This is a genomic window from Ruegeria sp. CDSA241, from assembly GCF_059611265.1.
This window is the reverse complement of the sequence record NZ_JBXWPF010000008.1, coordinates 88,408-110,135: the sequence shown is the minus strand read 5'-3', so window position 1 is coordinate 110,135 and position 21,728 is coordinate 88,408. Positions and strand designations below refer to the sequence as shown.

At 57.3% G+C, this 21,728-nt stretch carries 22 protein-coding genes; 10 read left to right on the top strand and 12 right to left on the bottom strand.

The annotated features are described in order from the left end of the window. Window positions 1-25: 25 nt before the first annotated feature. Both AC2FJV_RS09360 and AC2FJV_RS09355 read left to right on the top strand, forming a co-directional pair. The gene (locus AC2FJV_RS09360) at window positions 26-625 is read left to right on the top strand and encodes a 2-hydroxychromene-2-carboxylate isomerase (protein WP_142634478.1); all 600 of its coding nucleotides are present in this window, start codon (window positions 26-28) and stop codon (window positions 623-625) included. A gap of 44 nt (window positions 626-669) precedes the next feature. Continuing rightward, window positions 670-1,161, top strand: a complete 492-nt coding sequence (locus tag AC2FJV_RS09355; RefSeq protein ID WP_142634480.1) for a DUF2244 domain-containing protein — start codon at window positions 670-672, stop codon at window positions 1,159-1,161. 21 nt (window positions 1,162-1,182) lie between these two features. Here the strand turns inward: AC2FJV_RS09355 and AC2FJV_RS09350 are convergent, their stop codons facing one another. Beyond that, a complete protein-coding gene (locus AC2FJV_RS09350; RefSeq protein WP_142634482.1) occupies window positions 1,183-1,662 on the bottom strand; it encodes a GatB/YqeY domain-containing protein in 480 nt (159 codons plus the stop codon). A 184-nt stretch (window positions 1,663-1,846) separates the two neighbouring features. On the opposite strand from AC2FJV_RS09350, the gene carA reads away from it, so the two are divergent. Together carA and AC2FJV_RS09340 are read left to right on the top strand one after the other, a co-directional pair. Then, window positions 1,847-3,013, top strand: a complete 1,167-nt coding sequence (gene carA, locus AC2FJV_RS09345) for a glutamine-hydrolyzing carbamoyl-phosphate synthase small subunit (RefSeq protein WP_496713497.1) — start codon at window positions 1,847-1,849, stop codon at window positions 3,011-3,013. Window positions 3,014-3,086: 73 nt separating this feature from the next. After that, entirely contained in the window at window positions 3,087-4,958 is a 1,872-nt protein-coding gene (locus AC2FJV_RS09340) for a glycosyltransferase (protein WP_496713495.1), read from the top strand. A 3-nt stretch (window positions 4,959-4,961) separates the two neighbouring features. On the opposite strand, the gene AC2FJV_RS09335 is transcribed toward AC2FJV_RS09340, so the two are convergent. Then, entirely contained in the window at window positions 4,962-5,609 is a 648-nt protein-coding gene (locus AC2FJV_RS09335; protein ID WP_142634488.1) for a GntR family transcriptional regulator, read from the bottom strand. Window positions 5,610-5,708: 99 nt separating this feature from the next. On the opposite strand from AC2FJV_RS09335, the gene AC2FJV_RS09330 reads away from it, so the two are divergent. From AC2FJV_RS09330 to AC2FJV_RS09320, 3 genes are all read left to right on the top strand, one after another. Next, window positions 5,709-6,353: a pyrimidine 5'-nucleotidase gene (locus AC2FJV_RS09330; protein WP_496713493.1), complete on the top strand. Its 645-nt coding sequence runs from the start codon at window positions 5,709-5,711 to the stop codon at window positions 6,351-6,353. 85 nt (window positions 6,354-6,438) lie between these two features. Further along, the gene (locus AC2FJV_RS09325; protein ID WP_271946430.1) at window positions 6,439-6,687 is read left to right on the top strand and encodes a hypothetical protein; all 249 of its coding nucleotides are present in this window, start codon (window positions 6,439-6,441) and stop codon (window positions 6,685-6,687) included. 74 nt (window positions 6,688-6,761) lie between these two features. Beyond that, the gene (locus AC2FJV_RS09320) at window positions 6,762-7,958 is read left to right on the top strand and encodes a UbiH/UbiF family hydroxylase (protein ID WP_142634494.1); all 1,197 of its coding nucleotides are present in this window, start codon (window positions 6,762-6,764) and stop codon (window positions 7,956-7,958) included. A 10-nt stretch (window positions 7,959-7,968) separates the two neighbouring features. Here AC2FJV_RS09320 and AC2FJV_RS09315 read toward each other — a convergent pair whose 3' ends face one another. Further along, the gene (locus AC2FJV_RS09315; RefSeq protein ID WP_142634496.1) at window positions 7,969-9,096 is read right to left on the bottom strand and encodes an aminotransferase class V-fold PLP-dependent enzyme; all 1,128 of its coding nucleotides are present in this window, start codon (window positions 9,094-9,096) and stop codon (window positions 7,969-7,971) included. A 229-nt stretch (window positions 9,097-9,325) separates the two neighbouring features. On the opposite strand from AC2FJV_RS09315, the gene hutC reads away from it, so the two are divergent. Continuing rightward, window positions 9,326-10,027, top strand: a complete 702-nt coding sequence (gene hutC, locus AC2FJV_RS09310; RefSeq protein ID WP_142634498.1) for a histidine utilization transcriptional repressor HutC — start codon at window positions 9,326-9,328, stop codon at window positions 10,025-10,027. Window positions 10,028-10,034: 7 nt separating this feature from the next. Here the strand turns inward: hutC and AC2FJV_RS09305 are convergent, their stop codons facing one another. Both AC2FJV_RS09305 and AC2FJV_RS09300 read right to left on the bottom strand, forming a co-directional pair. Further along, complete coding sequence (locus tag AC2FJV_RS09305) at window positions 10,035-10,493, bottom strand: Lrp/AsnC family transcriptional regulator (RefSeq protein WP_142634500.1); 459 nt, start codon at window positions 10,491-10,493, stop codon at window positions 10,035-10,037. Further along, the gene (locus AC2FJV_RS09300; protein WP_271946422.1) at window positions 10,490-10,945 is read right to left on the bottom strand and encodes an Lrp/AsnC family transcriptional regulator; all 456 of its coding nucleotides are present in this window, start codon (window positions 10,943-10,945) and stop codon (window positions 10,490-10,492) included. The genes AC2FJV_RS09305 and AC2FJV_RS09300 overlap by 4 nt, the downstream gene beginning before the upstream one ends. 132 nt (window positions 10,946-11,077) lie before the next feature. Here AC2FJV_RS09300 and ilvC point away from each other — a divergent pair, with 132 nt between their 5' ends. Further along, on the top strand, window positions 11,078-12,100 hold the full coding sequence (ilvC, locus tag AC2FJV_RS09295) for a ketol-acid reductoisomerase (RefSeq protein WP_142634504.1): 1,023 nt from the start codon (window positions 11,078-11,080) through the stop codon (window positions 12,098-12,100). 39 nt (window positions 12,101-12,139) lie between these two features. Here ilvC and AC2FJV_RS09290 read toward each other — a convergent pair whose 3' ends face one another. Beyond that, window positions 12,140-12,484, bottom strand: coding sequence for a hypothetical protein (locus AC2FJV_RS09290; protein ID WP_496693300.1), 345 nt, complete (start codon window positions 12,482-12,484; stop codon window positions 12,140-12,142). Between the two features lie 77 nt (window positions 12,485-12,561). Between AC2FJV_RS09290 and AC2FJV_RS09285 the strand changes: the two genes are divergently transcribed. Then, a complete protein-coding gene (locus AC2FJV_RS09285; RefSeq protein WP_496693301.1) occupies window positions 12,562-13,470 on the top strand; it encodes a DMT family transporter in 909 nt (302 codons plus the stop codon). On the opposite strand, the gene glmM is transcribed toward AC2FJV_RS09285, so the two are convergent. The 6 genes from glmM to AC2FJV_RS09255 form a co-directional block, all read right to left on the bottom strand. After that, window positions 13,467-14,810 carry a phosphoglucosamine mutase gene (gene glmM, locus AC2FJV_RS09280; RefSeq protein WP_142634511.1) on the bottom strand — a complete coding sequence of 448 codons (1,344 nt, stop codon included), beginning with the start codon at window positions 14,808-14,810 and terminating at the stop codon, window positions 13,467-13,469. The genes AC2FJV_RS09285 and glmM overlap by 4 nt on opposite strands. Window positions 14,811-14,845: 35 nt before the next feature. Continuing rightward, window positions 14,846-15,844 (bottom strand): dihydropteroate synthase, encoded by a 999-nt coding sequence (folP, locus tag AC2FJV_RS09275; RefSeq protein WP_496693302.1) that lies wholly within the window; start codon window positions 15,842-15,844, stop codon window positions 14,846-14,848. Continuing rightward, on the bottom strand, window positions 15,841-16,761 hold the full coding sequence (locus AC2FJV_RS09270; RefSeq protein ID WP_496687550.1) for a dihydroneopterin aldolase: 921 nt from the start codon (window positions 16,759-16,761) through the stop codon (window positions 15,841-15,843). The genes folP and AC2FJV_RS09270 overlap by 4 nt, the downstream gene beginning before the upstream one ends. Window positions 16,762-16,861: 100 nt before the next feature. Next, window positions 16,862-18,190 (bottom strand): multicopper oxidase family protein, encoded by a 1,329-nt coding sequence (locus AC2FJV_RS09265; RefSeq protein WP_496713491.1) that lies wholly within the window; start codon window positions 18,188-18,190, stop codon window positions 16,862-16,864. 116 nt (window positions 18,191-18,306) lie between these two features. Further along, window positions 18,307-18,981: a cell wall hydrolase gene (locus AC2FJV_RS09260; protein ID WP_496713489.1), complete on the bottom strand. Its 675-nt coding sequence runs from the start codon at window positions 18,979-18,981 to the stop codon at window positions 18,307-18,309. Between the two features lie 153 nt (window positions 18,982-19,134). Next, the gene (locus AC2FJV_RS09255; protein WP_281972295.1) at window positions 19,135-21,696 is read right to left on the bottom strand and encodes a putative PEP-binding protein; all 2,562 of its coding nucleotides are present in this window, start codon (window positions 21,694-21,696) and stop codon (window positions 19,135-19,137) included. Window positions 21,697-21,728 lie beyond the last annotated feature (32 nt).

Sequence of the window (21,728 nt, the reverse complement as noted above, 5' to 3'; positions counted from 1 at the left end):
ACAATCGGCAACCCCGAGGGTTCATATGCCCGATCTTGATTTCTGGTACTCTATCGGAAGCACTTACAGCTTTCTGACGATCATGCGCCTGGACGATTGGTGTTCTGAACACGATGCGTCCGTCACATGGCGGCCGTTCAATGTACGCACAGTGATGTCGCAGCAGAAGAACATCCCCTTTGCAGGGAAACCCGTCAAATCCGCCTATATGTGGCGCGACATTGAGCGTCGGGCGGCCAAGTACCATATGCACGCCCAGCTTCCTGCGCCCTACCCCATTTCTGACCTTGCCTTGGCAAATCAAGTAGCGCTGTTGGGAATGGAAGAAGGCTGGGGCAAGAACTTTACGCAAATTCTATATCGGATCTGGTTCGAAGAAGGTGTAGAGGCCGGCAGCGAAACCGCCCTGTCCGAAGCGCTACATCGCAGTCAGCAGGATCCCCGACTGATCCTGTCCCGCGCGCGCAGCCCCGACATTGTCGCCGCACTTGAGGCGGAAACACTACGCGCAATCAAGCTGGGCATTTTTGGCGCCCCAAGCCTGGTTGTGGGGAACGAAGTCTTTTGGGGGGATGATCGGCTGGACGATGCCCTATCGTGGGCCCGCGTCGGGCACGTCATCTGAATTTTCAGCGTCGACCCGGACGCGCTTTGGGCTATCTTCCGGCCATGCCCTACAGATGGAATCAAACCACCACATCAGAACTTGAGCTGCGCTTGTGGCCGCATAACTCGCTGCCGCGTCATTGGGCAGTTCGGGTTGTGTTTAGTGTCTTTTTGTTCGGGTTGATCCCGCTTTTGGCCGTGCTCGGCTCGGCCTTGCTTTGGGGGTTGCTGCCCTTCCTGCTGCTAACAGTTATTGGCCTTTGGCTGGCTCTCCGGTCAAACTATCGGGCCCGTAGCATATTCGAAGTCCTGACGCTGACCGGAACACAGGCGCATCTGATACATCATGACCCGCGACGGGGGCAGCAGGAATGGGCCTGTAATCGCTATTGGGCCCGCCCCGAGATCCATCAGAGCGGCGGCCCGGTTCCGAACTACGTCACCCTCAAGGGTGAAGGTCGCGAAGTAGAAATCGGCGCATTCCTGTCCGAGGAAGAGCGGATTGCGCTTTACGATGACCTCAAAGAAAAACTGCGCGAACCAGTCGCGCAGTAAGCTCTCAGCATGTCACGGCAGTCAGCCGCTGGCAGCCGCACAAAGCTGATCTTTGACCATGGGCCCAACTTTCCCAAAATCCATCTGGCCAGTATAGCGTGTCTTGAGCTCGCCCATGACCTTGCCCATATCCCGGATCGACCCGGCACCAGTGGCCGTAATCGCTGATTGGATGGCTTTCGTCACCTCATCGTCGTCCAGTTGCTCGGGCAGGAATTCTTCTATGACTTCTATCTCGCGCAGTTCACGCTCCGCCAGATCGAGGCGTCCACCCTCTTCGTAAGCACGCGCACTTTCCTTACGCTGCTTGGACATTTTCCCTAGAATTTCAAGAACTTCGGCATCACCGCAACCCTTGGCTTCCTCGTTGACCGCAGCACGAGACGCGATATCCCGGTCCTTGATTGCTGCATTGATCAGACGTAGGGTCGACAGACGCTCGGCGTTCTTGTCTTTCATTGCTTGCTTCAGGGCGGAATTCACCCGTGATCGCATATCCATTTAGTTTGTCCATCCCCATGACAAAAGGAACCCCGACCATATCGAAACAAAAAGCGTGATACAACCGGGGGCCTCAACATCTAAGTCATTGATATTGCTCAATAGCCCAAAAATTGAACACACTTGACCCAAGCGCATAACCCCCTTAGGTATGCGCCGATTTACCCTGCAGGAGAGTCGCGCTATGGCCCAGAACGCCCCGTCTAAGCCCACCGCATGTCTGGCTTTAGCCGATGGAACACTGTTCTACGGGGTCGGTTTCGGCGCCACAGGCCAGACCGTGGCCGAGCTGTGTTTCAACACCGCAATGACCGGCTATCAAGAGATCATGACCGATCCTTCTTATGCCGGACAGATCGTGACCTTCACTTTCCCTCATATCGGAAATGTTGGTGTGAACCCCGAGGATGACGAAACCGGTGATCCTGTCGCGGCAGGAATGGTCGTCAAATGGGACCCAACCGAACCGTCCAGCTGGCGGTCTGCTGAAGAGCTGAAATCATGGCTTGCCCAGCGTGGGCGTATTGCCATTGGCGGTGTCGATACCCGCCGGTTAACCCGCGCAATTCGCCAGCAAGGCGCACCTCATGTGGCATTGGCTCATGATCCTGAGGGCAATTTCGACATCGAAGCTCTGGTTTCGGCAGCGCGTGGCTTTGCCGGGCTTGAAGGTATGGATTTGGCCAAGGAAGTGACTTGTGCGCAAAGCTATCGCTGGGATGAGATGCGTTGGGCCTGGCCAGATGGCTATAAACGGCAAGAGGCCCCAGTACATAAGGTTGTGGCACTGGATTTCGGGGCAAAGCGCAATATCCTGAGATGCCTTGCCTCGACCGGGTGCGATGTCACTGTGCTGCCCGCAACGGCCACAGCGGCTGAGGTTCTGGCCCATAATCCCGACGGCGTATTCCTGTCCAATGGCCCCGGTGATCCAGCGGCTACGGGTGAATACGCAGTACCGATGATCAAAGAGGTATTGGACACCACCGACCTACCCTTATTCGGGATTTGCCTTGGTCATCAGATGCTTGCGCTGGCCCTTGGCGGTCAGACTGTCAAGATGAATCACGGCCACCACGGGGCGAACCACCCGGTAAAAGATCTCGAGACTGGGAAGGTGGAAATAACGTCGATGAACCATGGGTTTGCGGTAGACGCTCAAACCCTTCCCGACGGTGTCGTTGAGACTCATCGTTCGTTGTTTGATGGTTCAAACTGCGGAATTCGCATGACGGATCGACCGGTCTATTCGGTACAGTACCACCCAGAGGCATCTCCAGGCCCACAAGACAGCTTCTACCTGTTCGAGCGGTTCTCGCATGCGATGGCCGCCCGAAAGGCACAGGCATAATCATACAGCCTTAACGGCCTGTTAACCTTAATCGCTCCACCCTGACGCAGATTACCACGTCTGGGTTGATTGAATGGTTGAACTGAACCTGCAGCATTTCGCATCGGCCGCGCCGATTTCTGCAACGGTGCGCAAGCCTTTGGGGGCTTGCCTGATCGACCGCGGGCTGCTTTCGAACCATCAGTTGCAAAAAGCCCTGCACCTGCAATCCAGACAAAATGTTGCACTGGGCGAAATCCTGGTCGACGAAGGCTGGGTAGATCGGTCCGAGGTTCTGACGGCGCTGTCTGAACAAACAGGATTGCAGATCGCGGACCTGGATCTGCATCCACCAAATCCGGACCTTTGCAAAACCCGCCCCGCCAGCTTTTGGCTGGATCACAACATCATTCCCTGGATGCGCATCGGTCCCATTCTGCTGGTCGCTACCGCCAATCCCGATCAATTCGACGCAGTTCGCAAGCAGTTGGCAAAGGAAAAGCAAACGATCATACCCGTGCTTGCCGATGCGGACCGGATCGACGACGCGATCGCCAGAATTTTCTCGGAAAGCCTTGCTGAAAAGGCTGAAACCCGTGTGGCAATAGCTCATAGTTGCCGATCCTGGACTCGGCGCTCGCGTATTGGGCCGATTGCCATAGTGCTTGGCCTCGCCACACTGTTCCTGGCGCAACCCATTCCGGGGCTGCTGGCTCTGGTCGTTTTGGCCGTTACGTCGCTTGTATTATTCCTGACATTGCGTCTGGCGGGATTGCTCTCGTTTCTATGTTACAAAGGAAAACGCCACAGTCAGACCGCCACCACGCTTCCTCTTCGACTGCCTCGCGTTTCCATCATGGTCCCTTTGTACAAAGAGCGAGAGATTGCTGGCGCTCTGATCCGCCGATTGCGGCGTCTGACATATCCCAAAGCTCTTTTGGACGTCATTCTGGTTTTGGAAGAAACGGATATGGTAACCCGTGCAACCCTGGCCAAAATCGAGCTGCCCTGTTGGATCCGCACGATCGAAGTACCGGCATTAAGCGGGCTGACGACAAAACCGCGCGCGATGAATTATGCGCTGGATTTCTGTCGTGGTGACATTCTAGGCGTTTGGGATGCCGAGGACGCCCCTCTTCCCGATCAAATCGAACGCGTCGTCGGACATTTCACCCAAGCCAGTGAAGACGTCGTCTGCTTGCAAGGCGTTCTGGACTATTACAACCCGCGCACCAACTGGCGGTCTCGCTGCTTTACCATCGAGTATAACAGTTGGTTTCGGGTCATCCTGCCTGGCATTGCCCGGTTGGGACTGGTGGTTCCACTTGGTGGTACAACCTTTTTCTTTCGTCGCGAAAAGCTGTTGGAACTGGGCGGTTGGGATGCCCATAATGTGACCGAAGACGCGGATCTGGGCGTCCGCCTCAGCCGCGCGGGTTATCGGACCGAGATGGTTGATACCGCCACTTTCGAAGAAGCAAACTTTCGGGCCTGGCCTTGGGTCAAACAGCGTTCACGATGGCTCAAGGGCTTTATGGTCACATATCTTGTCCACATGCGCTCGCCGATCCATCTGCTGAAAGAGCTGGGTGTGCTGCGCTTCCTTGGGCTCCAGGCGTTTTTTCTGGGCACCGTCGGACAATTCCTGCTGGCCCCGGTTTTGTGGCTGTTCTGGCTTACCACATTCGGATTGGCCAGCCCGCTGGATCCCGTCATTCCGGGCAAGGTCATGACCATACTGATAGCTCTGTTCGTATTTGCAGAGATCACGAATGTGACCATCGGGATACTGGCTGTCGCCGCCCGTGAAAGACAGTTTCTGATGCCGTGGGTGCCGACAATGCCGTTGTATTTCCCCTTGGGTGTGCTGGCAGCTTACAAAGCCCTTTGGGAATTGGCTATCAACCCGTTCTTCTGGGACAAAACCCAACACGGTCAAGCCAGTGAAGAAGCCTTCGACATGTGACCGTCAGCTTTCGCGACGAACCGCATCCTGCTTGAGACGCGTCATGAAAGCGACCGAGATATGCTCTTTCAACGCACGTTCCGCGGCTTGCTCGTCACGGGCGGCTATCGCCTCGACGATGCCTTTGTGTTCACTTTGCGCGATTTCACCGCGCCCGGAAACCGCAAGCGATGTCGTTGCCATCAAGGCCATTGTGCGGTGCACAAGGTTCAGCTGTTGCACCAAATAGCGGTTGTGCGAGGCCAGATGGATCTGTTCGTGAAACCGCCGGTTCGCCCGAGACAGGGCGTTTGGATTGTCCACCAGCGCATCATCTTCGGCAACCATTTCCTGCAGCACCTTGATCTCTTCCTCGGTCGCGTGCTTGGCGGCCAAACTTGCAGCGAGACCTTCAAGTTCACGGCGAACGACATATAGCTCTGCCATCTGATTGTGGTCCAATGAGGCCACAATCAGCGAACGCCCGTCGCGTTCAAGCAAGGATTGGGTCTCTAACCGCTGCAATGCCTCGCGGATTGGCGTGCGCGAAACACCGAACCTTTCGGCCAGCTCGCTTTCGACCAGCCTGTCACCGGGCTTGTAGATGCCCACATCAATCGCTTCGAGAATAAGGCTGTAGGCGTCGCTGTTGGACTGCTTGGATTGGGGCATCTTTAGTTTTTCTCCTCGTTCGGACATGTCTATCCGTCTGCAGTGCGCACAATCAAGTACTGCATTGAAAACCTGCGCTGCGCGGCTTAAACGGCAGGCATGGTCAAACCTGCCTTCAGCCATGTCTCCCAATGGGTGTTCGATCTGGACAACACCCTGTACCCGCCGCATATGCGCCTGTTCGATCAGATCGAGGTGCTGATGACGGATTATGTGGTCCAGGCCATCGGCGTCGACCGGGCCGAGGCCGACCGGCTGCGATCCCATTACTGGCGCGAATATGGCACCACGCTGGCCGGGCTGATGGCCGAACATGATCTGGATCCCGACCCTTACCTGCATGCCGTGCATCAGGTGGATATGAGCCATATGGACCCGGACGTGGATCTGGCGGAACATATTCGTGCTCTGCCCGGTCGCCGCATTGTCTATACCAATGGCAGCGCGCCCTATGCCGAACGCGTCCTTGCGGCGCGTGGCCTCAGCGGTTTGTTCGATGCCATCTATGGGGTTGAGCATGCGGGATACCGTCCTAAACCCGAGAAGGCAGCATTCCAGGCCATCTTTGCGCAAGACGGAATCAAGGCAGAAAAAGCGGCCATGTTCGAAGACGATCCGCGCAATCTGGCGGCCCCGCATGAGATGGGGATGCGCACGGTTCATGTCGCGCCCGAACCGCACATGGCAGATCACATCCACCACCATACAGACGACCTGACCGCCTTTCTGGCCCGCCTGCGATAGGCTGTCACACTGCGACGATCTGCACGTACTGCGACCCGGGCGCCGCCCCTATATCCCAACTGCGACGAACAGAACGGAGACCCAGATGTCCGCAATCGAAATGCCCCCGCGCTCACCCATCTGGCAGCGCCTGCTATTTGCTGTTCCTCTGTTTGGCTGGATGGCGCGCGATGCGGCCGATGCAGATGGGGACGACTGGTATTACACCGCTGCCGCCATCTTCAGCATGTGGGGCTGTTCAGTGATGCTGTTTGGCTTGCCGGGCTTGTATATCCCCGCCGTCGTGATGGTGCCCGTGATATTCCTGATCCTCATCCTGATCTCGCGCGGCTGACCTGCGAGACAGGATGTCACTTGGCGCGGGAAGTCGAACCGCTCTAGGGTCGGCTCAGAACCAAAGAGGGCGCCATGAACGACCAGTGTGACATCCTGATTTCCGGCGGCGGAATTGCCGGTTTGACCGCAGCGGCGGCCCTTGGCGCGGCTGGATTCAATGTGGTCTGTGTTGATCCTACCCAACCTGTGACCCAGCGGGACGTGGACGGATCGGATTTACGGACCACCGCGTTTTTGCAACCAGCCCACGGTCTTTTGGAACAATGCGGGCTGTGGGAAAAACTCGACGCGCATGCCGCCCCTCTTCAGATCATGCGGATTGTGGATGCAGGCGGCGATGTGCCCGAGCCGCGCGTTGTGCGCGACTTCAATGCCGCGGATATCTCGGACCAGCCCTTTGGTTGGAACCTGCCAAACTGGCTCTTGCGGCGTGAAATGGTGGCCCGTCTCGCTGAACTGCCCAATGTCGATTTTCGCCCCGGAACGGGCACGGTCAGCTTGTTCACCCGTACAGCCGAAGCCCGCGTTGGCCTGAGCGACGGGACGCGCATCCGCTGTAAACTGGTGATCGCCGCAGATGGTCGCAACTCGCCCATGCGAGAGGCCGCCGGGATCAACGTGCACACCACGCGCTATGGGCAAAAGGCGTTGGCCTTCGCGGTTACACACTCGATCCCGCATCAGAACGTCTCGACCGAGATTCACAGGTCCGGCGGCCCGTTCACGCTAGTTCCCCTGCCCGACTGGCAGAGTCAGCCCTCGTCCGCGATTGTATGGATGGAGCGTGGCCCGCGCGCGGTAGAGCTGTTGAACACCGATCCGGAAAGCTTTGAAGCGCTGATGACCGAACGGTCCTGCGGGTTGTTCGGTCCGTTGAAACTGGCTTCACGCCGAACAATCTGGCCGATCATCAGCCAATCGGCAGAGCGCCTTTCGGGCGAACGCGTGGCCCTGATGGCCGAAGCCGCCCATGTCGTGCCCCCCATCGGTGCGCAGGGGCTGAACATGTCCTTGGGTGATCTGCGATGCCTGCTGGATTTGGCACAGGCCCGTCCCGAGGGCCTGGGTGACGCGCAGATGTTGGATGCCTATCACAAAGCGCGTCATACCGAGATCGAGGCCCGGGTCAAGGGTATCGACCTGCTGAACCGCGCCTCGATGATCGAAGCGCGGCCTTTACGGGACATACGTGCAATGGGGTTGAACGCGCTGTATTCGCTGCCGACCGTGCGCAAGACGCTGATGCAGATGGGCCTCGGCGTCCGCTAAAGCCCGATGGTCACAAAACCTGGTCCAGCACGCGCTTTAGACGCGCGATTGTGCCGTCAACATCGTACAGCTTGTCCAGACCGAACAGGCCCAGACGGAAGGTGCTGAACCCGTCTGGCTCATCACATTGCAAGGGTACACCAGCAGCGATCTGCATGCCCAGGGCGGCGAATTTGCTGCCGTTCTGGATATTGGGATCCGAGGTATAGCTGACCACCACACCCGGCGCACCAAACCCATCGGCGGCGACAGAAACAATGCCCTTATCCTTCAGCATTGCCCGTACACCGTCCCCCAATGCCCACTGGGCGTCACGCAGTTTGTCAAAGCCATAGTCTCGAGTCTCAGCCATCGTGTCGCGGAAGGCTTTCAGCGCATCTGTTGGCATCGTGGCGTGATAGGCGTGACCGCCATTTTCATAGGCTTGCATGATCTGACGCCATTTCTTCAGGTCGACGGCAAAACTGTCCGAAGTCGTCTCCTCCAGCCTTGCCTCAGCCTGTTCGGACAGCATGACAAGACCCGCGCAAGGCGATGCGCTCCACCCTTTCTGAGGGGCCGAGATCAGGACATCCACACCCGTCGCCTTCATGTCCACCCATGCGCAACCCGAAGCGATGCAATCCAGAACCATCAGCGCCCCAACCTCGTGGGCTGCGGCTGCCATCGCCGAAATATAGTCGTCGGGCAGAATGACCCCGGCCGCTGTTTCGACATGCGGCGCAAAGACCACATCCGGGCGCCCATCGCGGATCGTTTCGATGACTTCCTCGATCGGAGCAGGCGCAAATGGGGACGTTGCCGAGTTGCCGGTCTGGCGCGCCTTCAGAACTGTTGCCGACGCTGTCAACCCACCGGACTCGATGATCTGGCTCCACCGATAGGAAAACCAGCCATTCCTGACCACCAGAACATTGGCATTGCGGGCAAACTGGCGCGCGACTGCTTCCATTGCATAGGTACCACCGCCCGGGATAACGGCCACACCGTCAGCGTTGTAAACGCCTTTCAGCATCTCAGAGATGTCGCGCATCACATGCTGAAACTGAACCGACATGTGATTAAGCGAGCGATCGGTGAAGACGACCGAAAACTCCTCTAACCCATTGGGGTCAATTTTGTCCAAAAGCGGGGGCATTGGTATTCCTTTCAAATTCCACGAAACGAGCGGGTGTTCGCAACTTCGCTCACTGCCTCTCAGTTATTACTGAAAATTGACCCAACGGAACCCGTTTTCCTAAGAAAATTTTAACGCCTCAAAGGCCCTATCGACAACTAATGACGCCAAACAGTGTCAGCAACCCTTTACACCCCTACGTGTTTCTGACCAGATACATACACTTTGGAGAAGAAAGGTATTTTCACTCGTGACTGCGCATAAGCGGATCAGTTTTCAGTTTGTACGTGACGAAGTAAAACGACGAATAGAAACCAGAGTTTGGCCACAGGGGTCGGTGCTGCCGACAGAAACCCAGTTGGCAGAAGAATTTAATTGTGCCCGTGCCACGGTGAATCGTGCTTTGCGGGAACTGGCAGATCAGGGCTTCGTTGAAAGAAAACGTAAAAGCGGAACGCGGGTCAAAAAAGAACCCAGCAAACACGCAAAACTGGAGTTTTCCCTGACCCGACTGGATGTCGAGGGGCAGAACTCCACCTATCGTTATGCGCTGGTCGAGCGTAATATCGTCTCCAGCCCCGGATGGCTTGCCTCTCAGTTAAGCGTCTCGCAAGAAGCGCGTGTTTTGCATATTGTCTGCATGCACTATGCAGACAACCGGCCGTTTCAACTGGAAGAGCGCTGGATCAATATCGATGCAGTTCCAGAAGTGGAACATGCTGACCTCGACACCAAAGGCCCGCATGAGTGGCTGTTGCACGCCGCCCCCTTCACCGATGCTGAGGTCGCCTTTTGCGCGATTTCGGCAGATGGACGGCTGGCTGAATTCATGGGGACAACCTCGGGGACGTCCATGATCCAATTAGAGCGCACGACATGGAAAGACGGGCAGCCAATTACCTTTGCGCGCATGACACATCATCCCGGATATTACATCCGTACCAGGTACTAAAACGGGCCTAGCCGATAGGCCCGGGTAGCCTCTCTTCGCTCAGCAATACATTGGCTTCGACATCTCCGGCCCCGGGCAAAGTCATTATCCGGCGGCGCAGAACACGTTCAAAGTCCGAGAGATCCCGTGCCACGACGCGCAAACGGTAATCATAGAGGCCCAACACATGTTCAACGGTTTGAACCTCGGGGATCGCACTGACGGCGCGTTCGAAATCTTCAAGGCTGACCTGACCTTTCCGCGCTAACTTGACCCCCAGAAAAACTGTCACCCCAAACCCCAACGCTTCTGCATTCAAACGCAGGTGGCGCCCCTTTATGATCCCCGTCGTTTCAAGCCTCCGGATACGGCGCCACATCGCGGGCTGAGACAGGCCAAATCTACGCCCCAAGGCACCCGCGCTTTGCGTTGCATCCTGGATCAGAGCGCGCAGAATTTTGCGGTCGAGCTCATCCAATTCGGTCATAGCGGCAGCACCTCATCGCTTTTGACCCGCGCGATATGCATCAATGCCTCGATATCTGCGATATGCGGCAAAGTCAGGATACGGTCACGATACAGCTGCTGGTAATGTGCCATATCCTTGGCAAGCACAGATAAGCGCACATCCACGCGGCCCAAAAAGGTCTGAATCTCGATCACCTCGGGAACCTCGCGCGCGACACCCATGAACTCGTCGAATGCACGCGGTTGGGTCTTATCCAGCGTCACCCGCAATGAAACCTCGACTGCATATCCCAATGCGGCCCAGTCAATGATCGCCTCTTGGGCTTGAATAATCCCGGCCTCTTGCATTTTTTCGATACGTCGCCAGCAGACACTTGTGCTGATGCGACAAAGCTCGGCCAACTCAGCGGTTGTCAGCGTCGGGTCGGCCTGGAAATGACGCAGAAGCCTGCGGTCAACATCATCAAGCATGATTTTTTCTTTTTTATTATACTTCAAGAATAGATACTCGAGTTATTCGTGATAATTCAAGGATAACAGTATCGCTATCCTTGGAAAATCGCCTTAAAACCCACAGCAATCGAAACAGAAAGGACCAGCATCATGCGCGTCTATTACGATCGCGATTGCGACATCAACCTGATCAAAGACAAAAAAGTGGCCATCCTGGGTTATGGCAGCCAGGGTCATGCACACGCGCTGAACCTGCGCGACTCGGGCGCGAAGAATCTGGTCGTTGCCCTGCGCGAAGGCTCGCCTTCGGCTAGGAAAGCCGAAGCCGAAGGCCTGGCGGTCATGGGCATTGCAGAAGCGGCAGCCTGGTGTGATGTCATCATGTTCACCATGCCCGATGAATTGCAGGCCGAAACTTACAAGAAATACGTGCATGACAACATCAAGCCGGGTGCTGCGATTGCGTTCGCCCACGGCCTGAATGTTCACTTTGGCCTGATCGAACCGAAAGCAGGCGTAGACGTCATCATGATGGCCCCCAAAGGCCCCGGCCACACCGTCCGTGGTGAATACACCAAAGGTGGCGGCGTTCCCTGCCTTGTGGCTGTTGACACTGACGCAACCGGCAAAGCGCTGGAAATCGGTCTGTCCTATTGCTCGGCCATCGGTGGCGGCCGTTCGGGCATCATCGAGACCAACTTCCGCGAAGAATGCGAAACCGACCTATTCGGTGAACAGGCGGTTCTGTGTGGCGGTATCGTCGAGCTGATCCGCTGCGGCTTTGAAACTCTGGTCGAGGCAGGTTATGCACCCGAAATGGCCTATTTCGAGTGTCTGCACGAAACCAAGCTGATCGTGGACCTGATCTATGAAGGCGGAATCGCCAACATGGATTACTCGATCTCGAACACTGCTGAATACGGTCAGTACGTCACTGGTCCGCGCATCCTGCCTTATGAGCAGACCAAGAAGGCAATGAAAGAGACCCTGTCGGACATCCAGAGCGGCAAATTCGTACGCGACTTCATGCTGGAAAATGCTGTGGGTCAACCCACCATCAAAGCCTCGCGCCGTTCCAATGACGAGCACCAGATCGAAGTGGTCGGCAAAAAGCTGCGGGACATGATGCCCTGGATTTCGGCCGGTAAACTGGTCGATCAGGAAAAGAACTGATCCTATCATGACGCCGCCCCCCGGGGCGGCGTCATTCATTTAATGGGCGTCAAAAATTTCTATCGACGGCCCGCCAACAATATCCACATGGGTATACATCGGGTTCGAATGCTGCTCGAACCGCACCGGCTTGTCGACAACCACCGAGGGCCATTTCCCGGGCTTCTGACAGAGGAAGATGTTGAGCAGCAAATGGCTGGGATTGATCCCCTGCGGATTGGCGATAACCAACATGGGCTCGACCCCTGGATTACCAACCGTGACAATGCCCGTCACAATCAACCTACCGGGCCCCGGAGGCATCTTGTTGTTCCAAGCATACCAATCTCGTGAAGCCACATCGTCTCCGGGCTGGCAAACAGCATTCACTTCTTTGTAGTCCATAATTTGTCTCCAAATTCTTTTTCCAATACCCCTACAATACCACACTCGCAGCTAATTGTGACGAAGCAGGCAATACCATGAGCGAACCCTCTGAAATCACCAACAAAAACTGGCTTATGGTCGCTGTACTTGGCTTCATCTGGGGCGGCACATTTATGGTCGTGGCCATCGCGCTCGAAGGGTACGGGCCCGTCACAGTAGCAACAGCGCGCACGACTCTGGGCGCGCTGACCCTTATACTGCTGATGGGGGCGACGGGTCGCAAATTGCCAACAACCACGCGGGGCCTTTGGCCCTCAATCATCGTGATCGGCATTCTGTCGACGGCCCTACCTTTTTTGCTGCTCAGCTGGGGCCAGCAATATGTTCCGTCCGCCTTTGCGGGCCTGTCGATGGCGGCCATCCCGTTGATGGTGTTGCCACTGGCACATTTCTTTTCGGATGAGCCCCTCAACGCGCGGCGTTTTGTTGGCGTATCACTTGGATTTGCAGGCGCGCTGGTGCTGATTGGCCCTGGCCTCGCACAGCTTGGTAAAGGTGCGGAACCACTGGCACAGCTGGCCTGTATTGGTGCCGCACTGTGCTATTCCTGCGCTTCTATATTCACGCGCAGATGCCCTCCGGTCGATCCGGTTGTTCTGGCTGCGCTCACTTTGCTGGTCGGCGCGGCGATCTTGTTGCCCATCATGCTGGTAACCGAAGGGGTGCCAAATTGGCATGGCGCACGGCCTAGCCTCGCCATAATCGCATTGGGCCTTGTTCCAACCGCCTTTGCCACGTTGCTGCGCGTCTCGATTATTCGCAGCGCCGGGTCTGTTTTTCTGACGCTGGTCAACTACCAAGTTCCGATATGGTCGATGGTGTTTGGCGCGTGGGTTCTGTCCGAGGCATTGCCGATACGGTTTTACGTTGCTCTAGCGATGATCCTGACCGGGCTAGCGATCAGCCAGTGGTTCAGCCTGCGCAGAATGCTGGCCGGTCGCTAGCCTGCAACCGCCGCGACCTCAGCAACGATACTGTCAACGACTTTGGCCAACAGCTGATCATCTTCACACTCCGCCATGACGCGGATCAGAGGTTCAGTGCCGGATTTACGGATCAGTAATCGGCCTTTTCCTTTCAGACGCTCTTCGGCATCCGAGATTGCGGCTTTCACACCAACTGTTTCCAGCGGGGCCTGCCCCTCGCCATAGCGCACGTTCTTCAACAGTTGCGGTACTGTTTCGAACTGAACCGACAGTTCGGATGCGTTGCGCCCGGAATGTACCATTTCAGCCAGGAAATGCAGGCCCGCCATGAGGCCATCGCCTGTGGTGGCATAATCGCTCATGACGATGTGGCCAGATTGTTCACCACCCAGGTTGAAATCTCCTTCACGCATCCGCTCGACTACATAGCGGTCGCCTACGGCCGTTCGTTCAAGCCTGAGCCCCTGCGAACCGAGATGGCGTTCGAGACCAAGGTTGGACATGACTGTCGCGACCAAAGCGCCGCCGCGCAAGCGGTCGGCCTTGGCCCAAGAGGTCGCTAACAACGCCATCAACTGATCGCCGTCGGCCACGTGTCCGTGCTCATCCACGATCACAACCCGATCGGCATCACCATCCAGGCAGATCCCCACATCGGCCCCGTGCGCCACCACCGTTTCAGCTGCTAGCTGAGGTTTGGTCGAACCGCAATTCAGGTTGATATTCTTACCGTTAGGAGAGGTGCCTACAGGAATGACCTCGGCCCCAAGTTCCCACAAAACTTCGGGCGCAGTACGGTGCGCGGCGCCATTGGCGCAATCCACCACCACTTTCAAACCGTCCAGCCTAAGATCGCGGGATAGCGAAGATTTCACCCGCTCGCCATAGCGAAACCGCGCATCGTCTACCCGGCGGGCCCGACCGATATTTTGGGCCTGCGCAGGCTTAACCCCTTCTTCGATCAGCCGTTCGATTTCAATTTCCGCCTGATCCGACAGTTTGAAGCCATCAGGCCCGAAAAACTTGATCCCGTTGTCTTCGGCGGGGTTGTGACTGGCCGAGATCATCACGCCCAGATCGGCGCGCATTGACCGCGTCATCAGGCCGACAGCCGGCGTTGGAACTGGTCCCAGCAGCAAAACATTCATCCCGGTCGAGGTTAGCCCCGCCGTCAGCGCGTTTTCCAGCATATACCCAGACAGGCGCGTATCCTTGCCAATAACAACACGGTGCACGCCGGATTGGTCACGTCGGAAGTACCGCCCAACCGCGGCCCCTATGCGCAGGGCCATCTCAGCCGTGATCGGATGCGTATTGGCGGTGCCACGCACCCCATCGGTTCCGAACAGCTTGCGCATTGGTATCTCTCCGTAAATTCTTGCTTGCGACCGGATTACCGGACGGCGGCCCATAGACGCAAGGCCTGAGCGGTTTCAGCGACGTCATGAACACGCAGGATCTGCACACCCTGTGCCAATCCGGCCAGCCCCACGGCGATGGATCCCGGCGCACGCGCGTCTTTGCGGGGCTCTTTGCCTATCTGCCCGATAAACCCCTTTCGGGATACGCCCAGCAGGATCGGACACCCCAAGCAGTGAAACAGGCTGAGATTCTGCAGAAGGATAAGATTGTGCTTTTCGGTTTTGCCAAATCCTATGCCCGGGTCGATAATGATCTGGTCCCGGCTCATGCCGAGGTCTTCAAGAAAACCAACCTGCCCATGTAGGAAGTCATAAACATCCAGCAAAACACTGTCGTAAGTCGGGTCGTCCTGCATCGAACCGGGATCGCCCTGCATGTGCATCACGCAGACAGGGGCCCCAACTTGGGCACAGAACGGCGCAAGGTCCGGGTCGAAGGTAAAGCCCGAGACGTCATTGATCAGCCCTGCCCCGGCTTTCCAGGCGGCTTTGGCGACGGCGGCTTTGCGGGTGTCTATGGAAATCAGCGCATCGGTGGCCGATCTGATCGCTTTGATCAGCGGTTCGGTACGGGCGATTTCCTCGTCTTCAGGAACAAAACTTGCGCCGGGGCGTGTCGACTCGCCTCCGATATCAAGAATACTGGCGTCCTGCGCGACCATGTCCCGCGCCGCAGCCTGTGCCGCCTCGACCGAGTTATGCACCCCGCCATCCGAGAAACTGTCCGGCGTGGCATTGAGGATGCCCATGATCTGGGGCCGATCCATCGCAACGCCAGAAATAGCGGCCCGTGGACGTGTCAGCCGATCCAGCACATCGCCGGGAACCTGCGCAGCCGGGATGATGCACGCGGCTTCAGTCCGGCTGAGGCGTTCGACATGGGTGAACCACAGCGTCTGACCGGCTAAGGTCACCGCCCCTTCAGGGCGCGCCTCACCATGCTGAACCAGGGGTCGGTAGTAAGCAGTCACAGATTCGCCTGATCCACCGGCACAGCGCGCAGCGGAGTCTGGGGTGAGTCCGGCAAGGCGCCTCCGAATACCATCAGCTCGCTCGCTTCGAATGTCGCGGCAAACCACGCCGCCAGAGCGACCGCATCCGAGGGCGCAGCCGACGGGCCGTCCACTGCATCAAGCACGATCTTGGACGGCGCCCAGACGCAAATCTGCCCGTTCTTCATGGCCCAATCCAACTCGGTCCGGGTGGAAACGACAACGCAGCGCAGGTCGCGCGCGGCCAGTACCCAGGCGTTCTGTTCAATGGCCAGCAGGTCGATCCGGCGCTGAGTCATCGCGTGACCGGTTTGCGAAACGGCCATATCCGCCGCCCCGACGCAGAGGATCAGGGGGCGTTTCCGGTTTTCCAACTGGTCAATCCAGCCGGTCAGATTGTCCGACGCGATTGCTTCGTTTGACAGGAAGGCCAAACGCGGGTGCGGACGCTCTTCCTCGACCAGCTCGTGGTGAGTTGCATCTTTACCGCGCACGATCTCAACGCCCAAAGCGCCGGGGCCACGATCCAGCTTTTCTATTCTGACAAAGGCTCTTACAGCCTGAGGTTCAAGCAGAATTCTCTCGGCAATCCGGTCCGCCAGAGTTTCCAGCAGGTTCAACCGCTCGGCCGACAGCTCAAAGCCGATGGCCTCGGTCACACGATCATAGGACAGGATGCGATCAACATCATCGTCAATAGGATCGGTCAGCGGGCGCACCTCGACAACGATATTAAAGCAAATGCGTTGCGTCGTTCCACGCTCGGCCTGAAAGGCGCCGATCTCGACCTCGACAATATGGTCACGCAGAGAGATGCGATCCAGAGGTCCCCGCGTGGCAGTCGCCTCGGACCGCTCGGACGGGTGCGCAAAGGCAAGACGGATTTCAGAACTCATGCGATTGACCCTTTGGGCTTGGTGGACGTATCGGCCCTAATTACACATTGCAGGCCCTATAACATCGCAGCAAACGCCATTCCAGTCTTCGAATGCGGCGTCAGCTGACGCGAAACCAGCTCATCATTCCGGATGCGGAATGACCCAGCATATGGCAGTGTAACAACCAGTCGCCTGGATTGTCAGCAATCAGCGCGATTTTACGGGTCTGACCCCGCCCTATCAGTATCGTGTCGCGCCAGGGGCCCAGCGTGCCGTCATCCAGGATGATGCGGAAATGGTGCCCATGCAGGTGCATAGCGTGGGGAAACGCCGTTTCATTGACAAACTCAAGCTGATGAGCACTTCCCAATCGCGCATCCAGAAACGGCTCATCCGGTCGATCAGAATAGCCATTCAATGCCCAAAACCTCCCGAGTTGGGCCAATTCACGGCCTGATAGTTCGGTCTCGCCCATATTGGCGGAATCCAGCCAGCGCATGGCCCCGCCTTGCAGCGTCATGCGATGGATCGGTGCGTCGTCCAGCCGAACCTTAGGCATCTCATTTGCTGGCAAAGGGCGGATTCCAGTCCTGTTTGCCGCCGCCTGACCGGCCACCGCAAGCCGAACCAGACCGAAGCTGTCACCGCGTTCTTGACTTACAAGCCCGGCAATCTGACCCTCATCACTTTGCACATCCACAATCAGATCCATCCGCTGAGCAGGTGCAAGCGGGACGTTCCCGGAAACCGGCAAAGGGTCAACCAGAGGCATTCCATCCAAAGCGACGATCCAACCTGTCAGACCATCCAGCCCCAGATCGAATATCCTGGCATTTGCCGCATTGATCAGCCGCAGCCTCAGGCGCGCGCCGCGCGCCACTGCATATTCTGGATCAAACTGGCCATTAACTGTGACGAGATTGCCCAAACGCCCGGCGTGGCTGAGGTCGTGCTGGTTATCAAAATCTTCTACGATCTGCCCGGTTTCCGGGGCTAACCTCCAGTCGTCCAGGACAAGGGTCAAATCCTGATCCACATCAGGCAGATTATCTTCTTCGACAATCAATGGGCCGTAGAGGCCACGCGCAACCTGCTCCATGGATCGGTTATGGGCATGATACCAATATGTCCCCGCATCCGGGACCACAAAGTCATAGGTAAAACTGTGGCCTGGCTGAACAGCGTCCTGCGTCAGACCCGGGACTCCGTCCATTGCATTGACAATTCGAATGCCATGCCAGTGGATCGTAGCGGGTTGGGGCAAATCGTTTACCAATCTGCGCCGGACGTTTTGCCCTTTGCGCAGGCGAATTTCTGAACCGGGCACATTTCCACCAAAGGACCAAACCGAGGTCTCGGGGTACCCGTCAGGGGCCAGCTGTCGGGAGACGATCTGGGCAACCAAATCATCTATTGCGGCATGCACTGCCTTGGGCAACAGCAACATTGCTGTACCGGATTGCAATATCTGTCTGCGTGATAACAACAATACGGACCTCCTTGGCCCGCAATCTAAACCGATTTTCGTCCCGCGCCAGTAGGGTTCCAGCGCGGGTGCGTCAATCAGTTGCTCGCCGTCTGATAGTTGTGACGGTAGAAAATATGAACACCGATACGCGCAGTTTCCTTGTAGACCTTGGCCCAAGACGGGCGCACTGCGGTCGTGTGATAATGCGTAGCCCCTTCGGTGAGCTTTTTGGCAGCCCCGTCGATGGCTGTACGCGCGACTTTCGCTACACGCTCATAGGCCTTCTTTTCTCGGATCACTTCCTCTTGACCGTCACAGGTATAGGTGAACTGGCACTGGTATTTCTTACCTGTGCCCTGATTGATCACACCACACAGCGTGTCGGGAAAGCGGCTGCTGGCAACACGGTTGAGGATAACCTCCGCCACAGCAAACTGACCGCGCACACCTTCGCCGCGCGCTTCAAAGTACAACGCCTCGGCCAGGCACTTGAACTGTTCACCTCCGGTGGCGGTGGGTTGCTCGTCCAACCAGCTCTTGGAGTAGGACACTTTTTTCGGCTCAGGCTCCTGTCGGGGCTTGAACAAATTCAGATAATCGCGAAAATTCTGACCGGGCAGTTCGCTACGGGCGACCAGCTCACGTTTCGCAGTATCGGTTGCTTCCCTCTCAGCGAAGGACACACTAGGCAGCATGGTTGTCGCCATAACGGCAACAGCCAGAATATATCTTAGCATCAGATAACCTCGCACAGGCACATTCTGCGCCATACCCTCCCCCGGCGGGCGCGATGAGGCTCATACCGAATTGAATCGGAAACGTCCAGATCAGAAGAAGATGCAAGTGGAAAATCGCCGTAACGTCAAAATAAGTTGACGACGGCTACCTTCTTTTCACACTAATCCTTGGGTCGGCAGTTACTGTCAACCCCCAAGTCTGGACGAAATCGCCAGTTGAGCGGCAGCCAGCCGAGCGACAGGTACCCGGAAGGGTGAACATGACACATAGTCGAACCCCAAATCCCGACAAATTGCGATTGATTCGGGGTTTCCGCCATGTTCGCCACAGACCGACAGGGTCACGTCCGGCTGAACCCGGCGTCCGCGTTCAGACCCCAGCTTCAGCAATTCCCCTACACCATCGGGATCTAGCACGTGGAACGGATCCTCGGCGAAAACACCCTGACGCACATAAGCAGACATGAAACGACCAGCGTCATCACGAGACAATCCATAGGTCATTTGGGTCAAATCATTGGTGCCGAAGCTAAGGAACGCAGTTTGTGGAGCGATTTCGTCCGCCCGCAGGCAGGCACGCGGCGTTTCCACCATGACCCCCAGCCGATATTCGAACTCTTGCCCTCGTTCAGCTGCTACCGACGCCGCAACCGTGTCTATCCGAGATTTGACAAGCTCAACCTCGCGCTTGGCCGAAACCAGCGGTATCATCACCTCGGGGACCACCAGAGCGCCCTCTTTGCTGGCCTCAAGCGTCGCCTCAAAGATTGCCCGGGCCTGCATATCATAGATTTCCGGCACCGTGATGCCCAGCCTGACGCCGCGCAATCCCAACATCGGATTATATTCGGTCATCTCGGCGACACGGCGTTCCACATCCGAAACCGGCAGATCAAGTGCCTCTGCCAATTCACGCTGGCCACTGCGAGTCGTGGGCAGGAACTCATGCAACGGCGGGTCGAACAGGCGGATACAGACCGGTTGACCTTCCATAATTCGAAAGAGTTGCACGAAATCTGCGCGTTGCATCGGAAGCAGACGTTCCAGAACCGCCGCACGACCGGAAGAGGTTTGAGCAAAGATCATTTCGCGCATCACGATCAGGCGGCCGGGATCAAAGAACATATGTTCCGTCCGGCACAGGCCGATCCCTTGTGCCGAAAAGTTCCGAGCGGTCTGCGCATCCGCAGGCGTATCGGCATTGGCGCGGATCTCAATATCACGTTCGGCGTCTGCCCAGCTCATAAGCGTCTGAAAACAATCGTCTAGCGCCGCCTCAAGCATCGCGGGTTGCCCCGCCAGAACCTGCCCCGAAGTTCCGTCTATCGTCAGCTTGTCGCCCGTTTTGAAAACGCGGCCATCCTGGGCTGTCAACATCTTCTCTTTGGTCTGAAACCGCATTTCAGAGGCGCCAACGATGCAAGGCAGGCCCAAGCCGCGACCGATCACGGCCGCATGGCTGGTCATCCCACCCTTTTCGGTCAGAACAGCCACTGCGGCGTGCATTCCCCGGACATCTTCCGGGGACGTCTCTCGGCGCACCAGAATACAGGGCTCGCCCCGCGCGGCACTGGCCTGCGCCTCGGCCGCAGTAAACACAAGCTTTCCGGTTGCCGCCCCTGGACTGGCTGCAATGCCTGTGGTCAGCACATCACGGCGCGCGTCGGGGTGAACCTGCCGGTGCAGCAACTCGTTCAGAGAATGCGGATCGACCCGCATCACCGCCTCTTGCTGAGGAATGATGCCATCCTCGGCCAACCGAACGGCAATCCGCATGGCAGCACGGGCACTGCGCTGCACGCGCACACCGTCCAGAATGTGAACGTGCCCATTTTCGATGACGAATTCGACCTGCATTTCCTCACGCAGCTTTTCGCGCATGATTGCAGCATGTGCCTTGAGTTCCGCGAATGCCTTGGGCGCAACTTCCTCAAGCGACTTACCACGCGGATCCTTTTCCAGATACAGCGCAGCGACCCCCTCGCCCAACGCATCGCGACCCTGGCTTTGGCTGAGGTAACGACCGGTTATCTGCTGCAGCCCTGTTGTCGGATCAATCAGTTGCAGAACGCCGGACCCGCATTCGCCCTGCCCCACACCCGGGACCATCTCCTGAATGACCAGGCCCAGACCTGCATCCGCTGGCGCACCTTTTGCCTGGCGTAACAGCCGGGCTGAGGTTCCATCCCAGGCCCGCGCCATCGATCGCAGAACCGCAACCAGCTGCTCACCACGATCCTGTGGGAAAGGCTCGTCGGTTTCATCCTCATAGGCCCGCAACGACTGGCGCAGACCTTCCAGCCCATCGGCCTCGATGTCGTCAAACACATCCGCATCCAGACGCGCCACATGAATGGCATAGCTTTGAACAAAGCGCAGCGACAGTGCAGCCGCGGCCTCGTTCCCCATCTCGTCTGACAGGTCCACATAGCGCGCATCATTCATGCCGATGTTGAGGATTGCCCCCGGCCCGCCCCAATCGGGATCCTCGGAGCTTGGGCGAACACACAGCAACGCCGCCTCGTCGAACTGTTCGAGAATGGCCGCAATGTCGGGCACCTGCCCGCCGGCGATCCGCTGCACTGCATCAAAGGACAATGCAACCGTTCGTGGTACGGGAAAATCCAGCCGAACCAGGCGCTGCAGGCATTTCGCGCGCCCGCCATGAGTATTCGCCGCTACGGGCGCTTCGGCTGTGATCAGAGTGGTATGCGGGTTATTCTGCACTGCGGCACCTTTTGGTTTCACCGCAGCATAGGCCCCTGCGCCCGTGGCGCAAG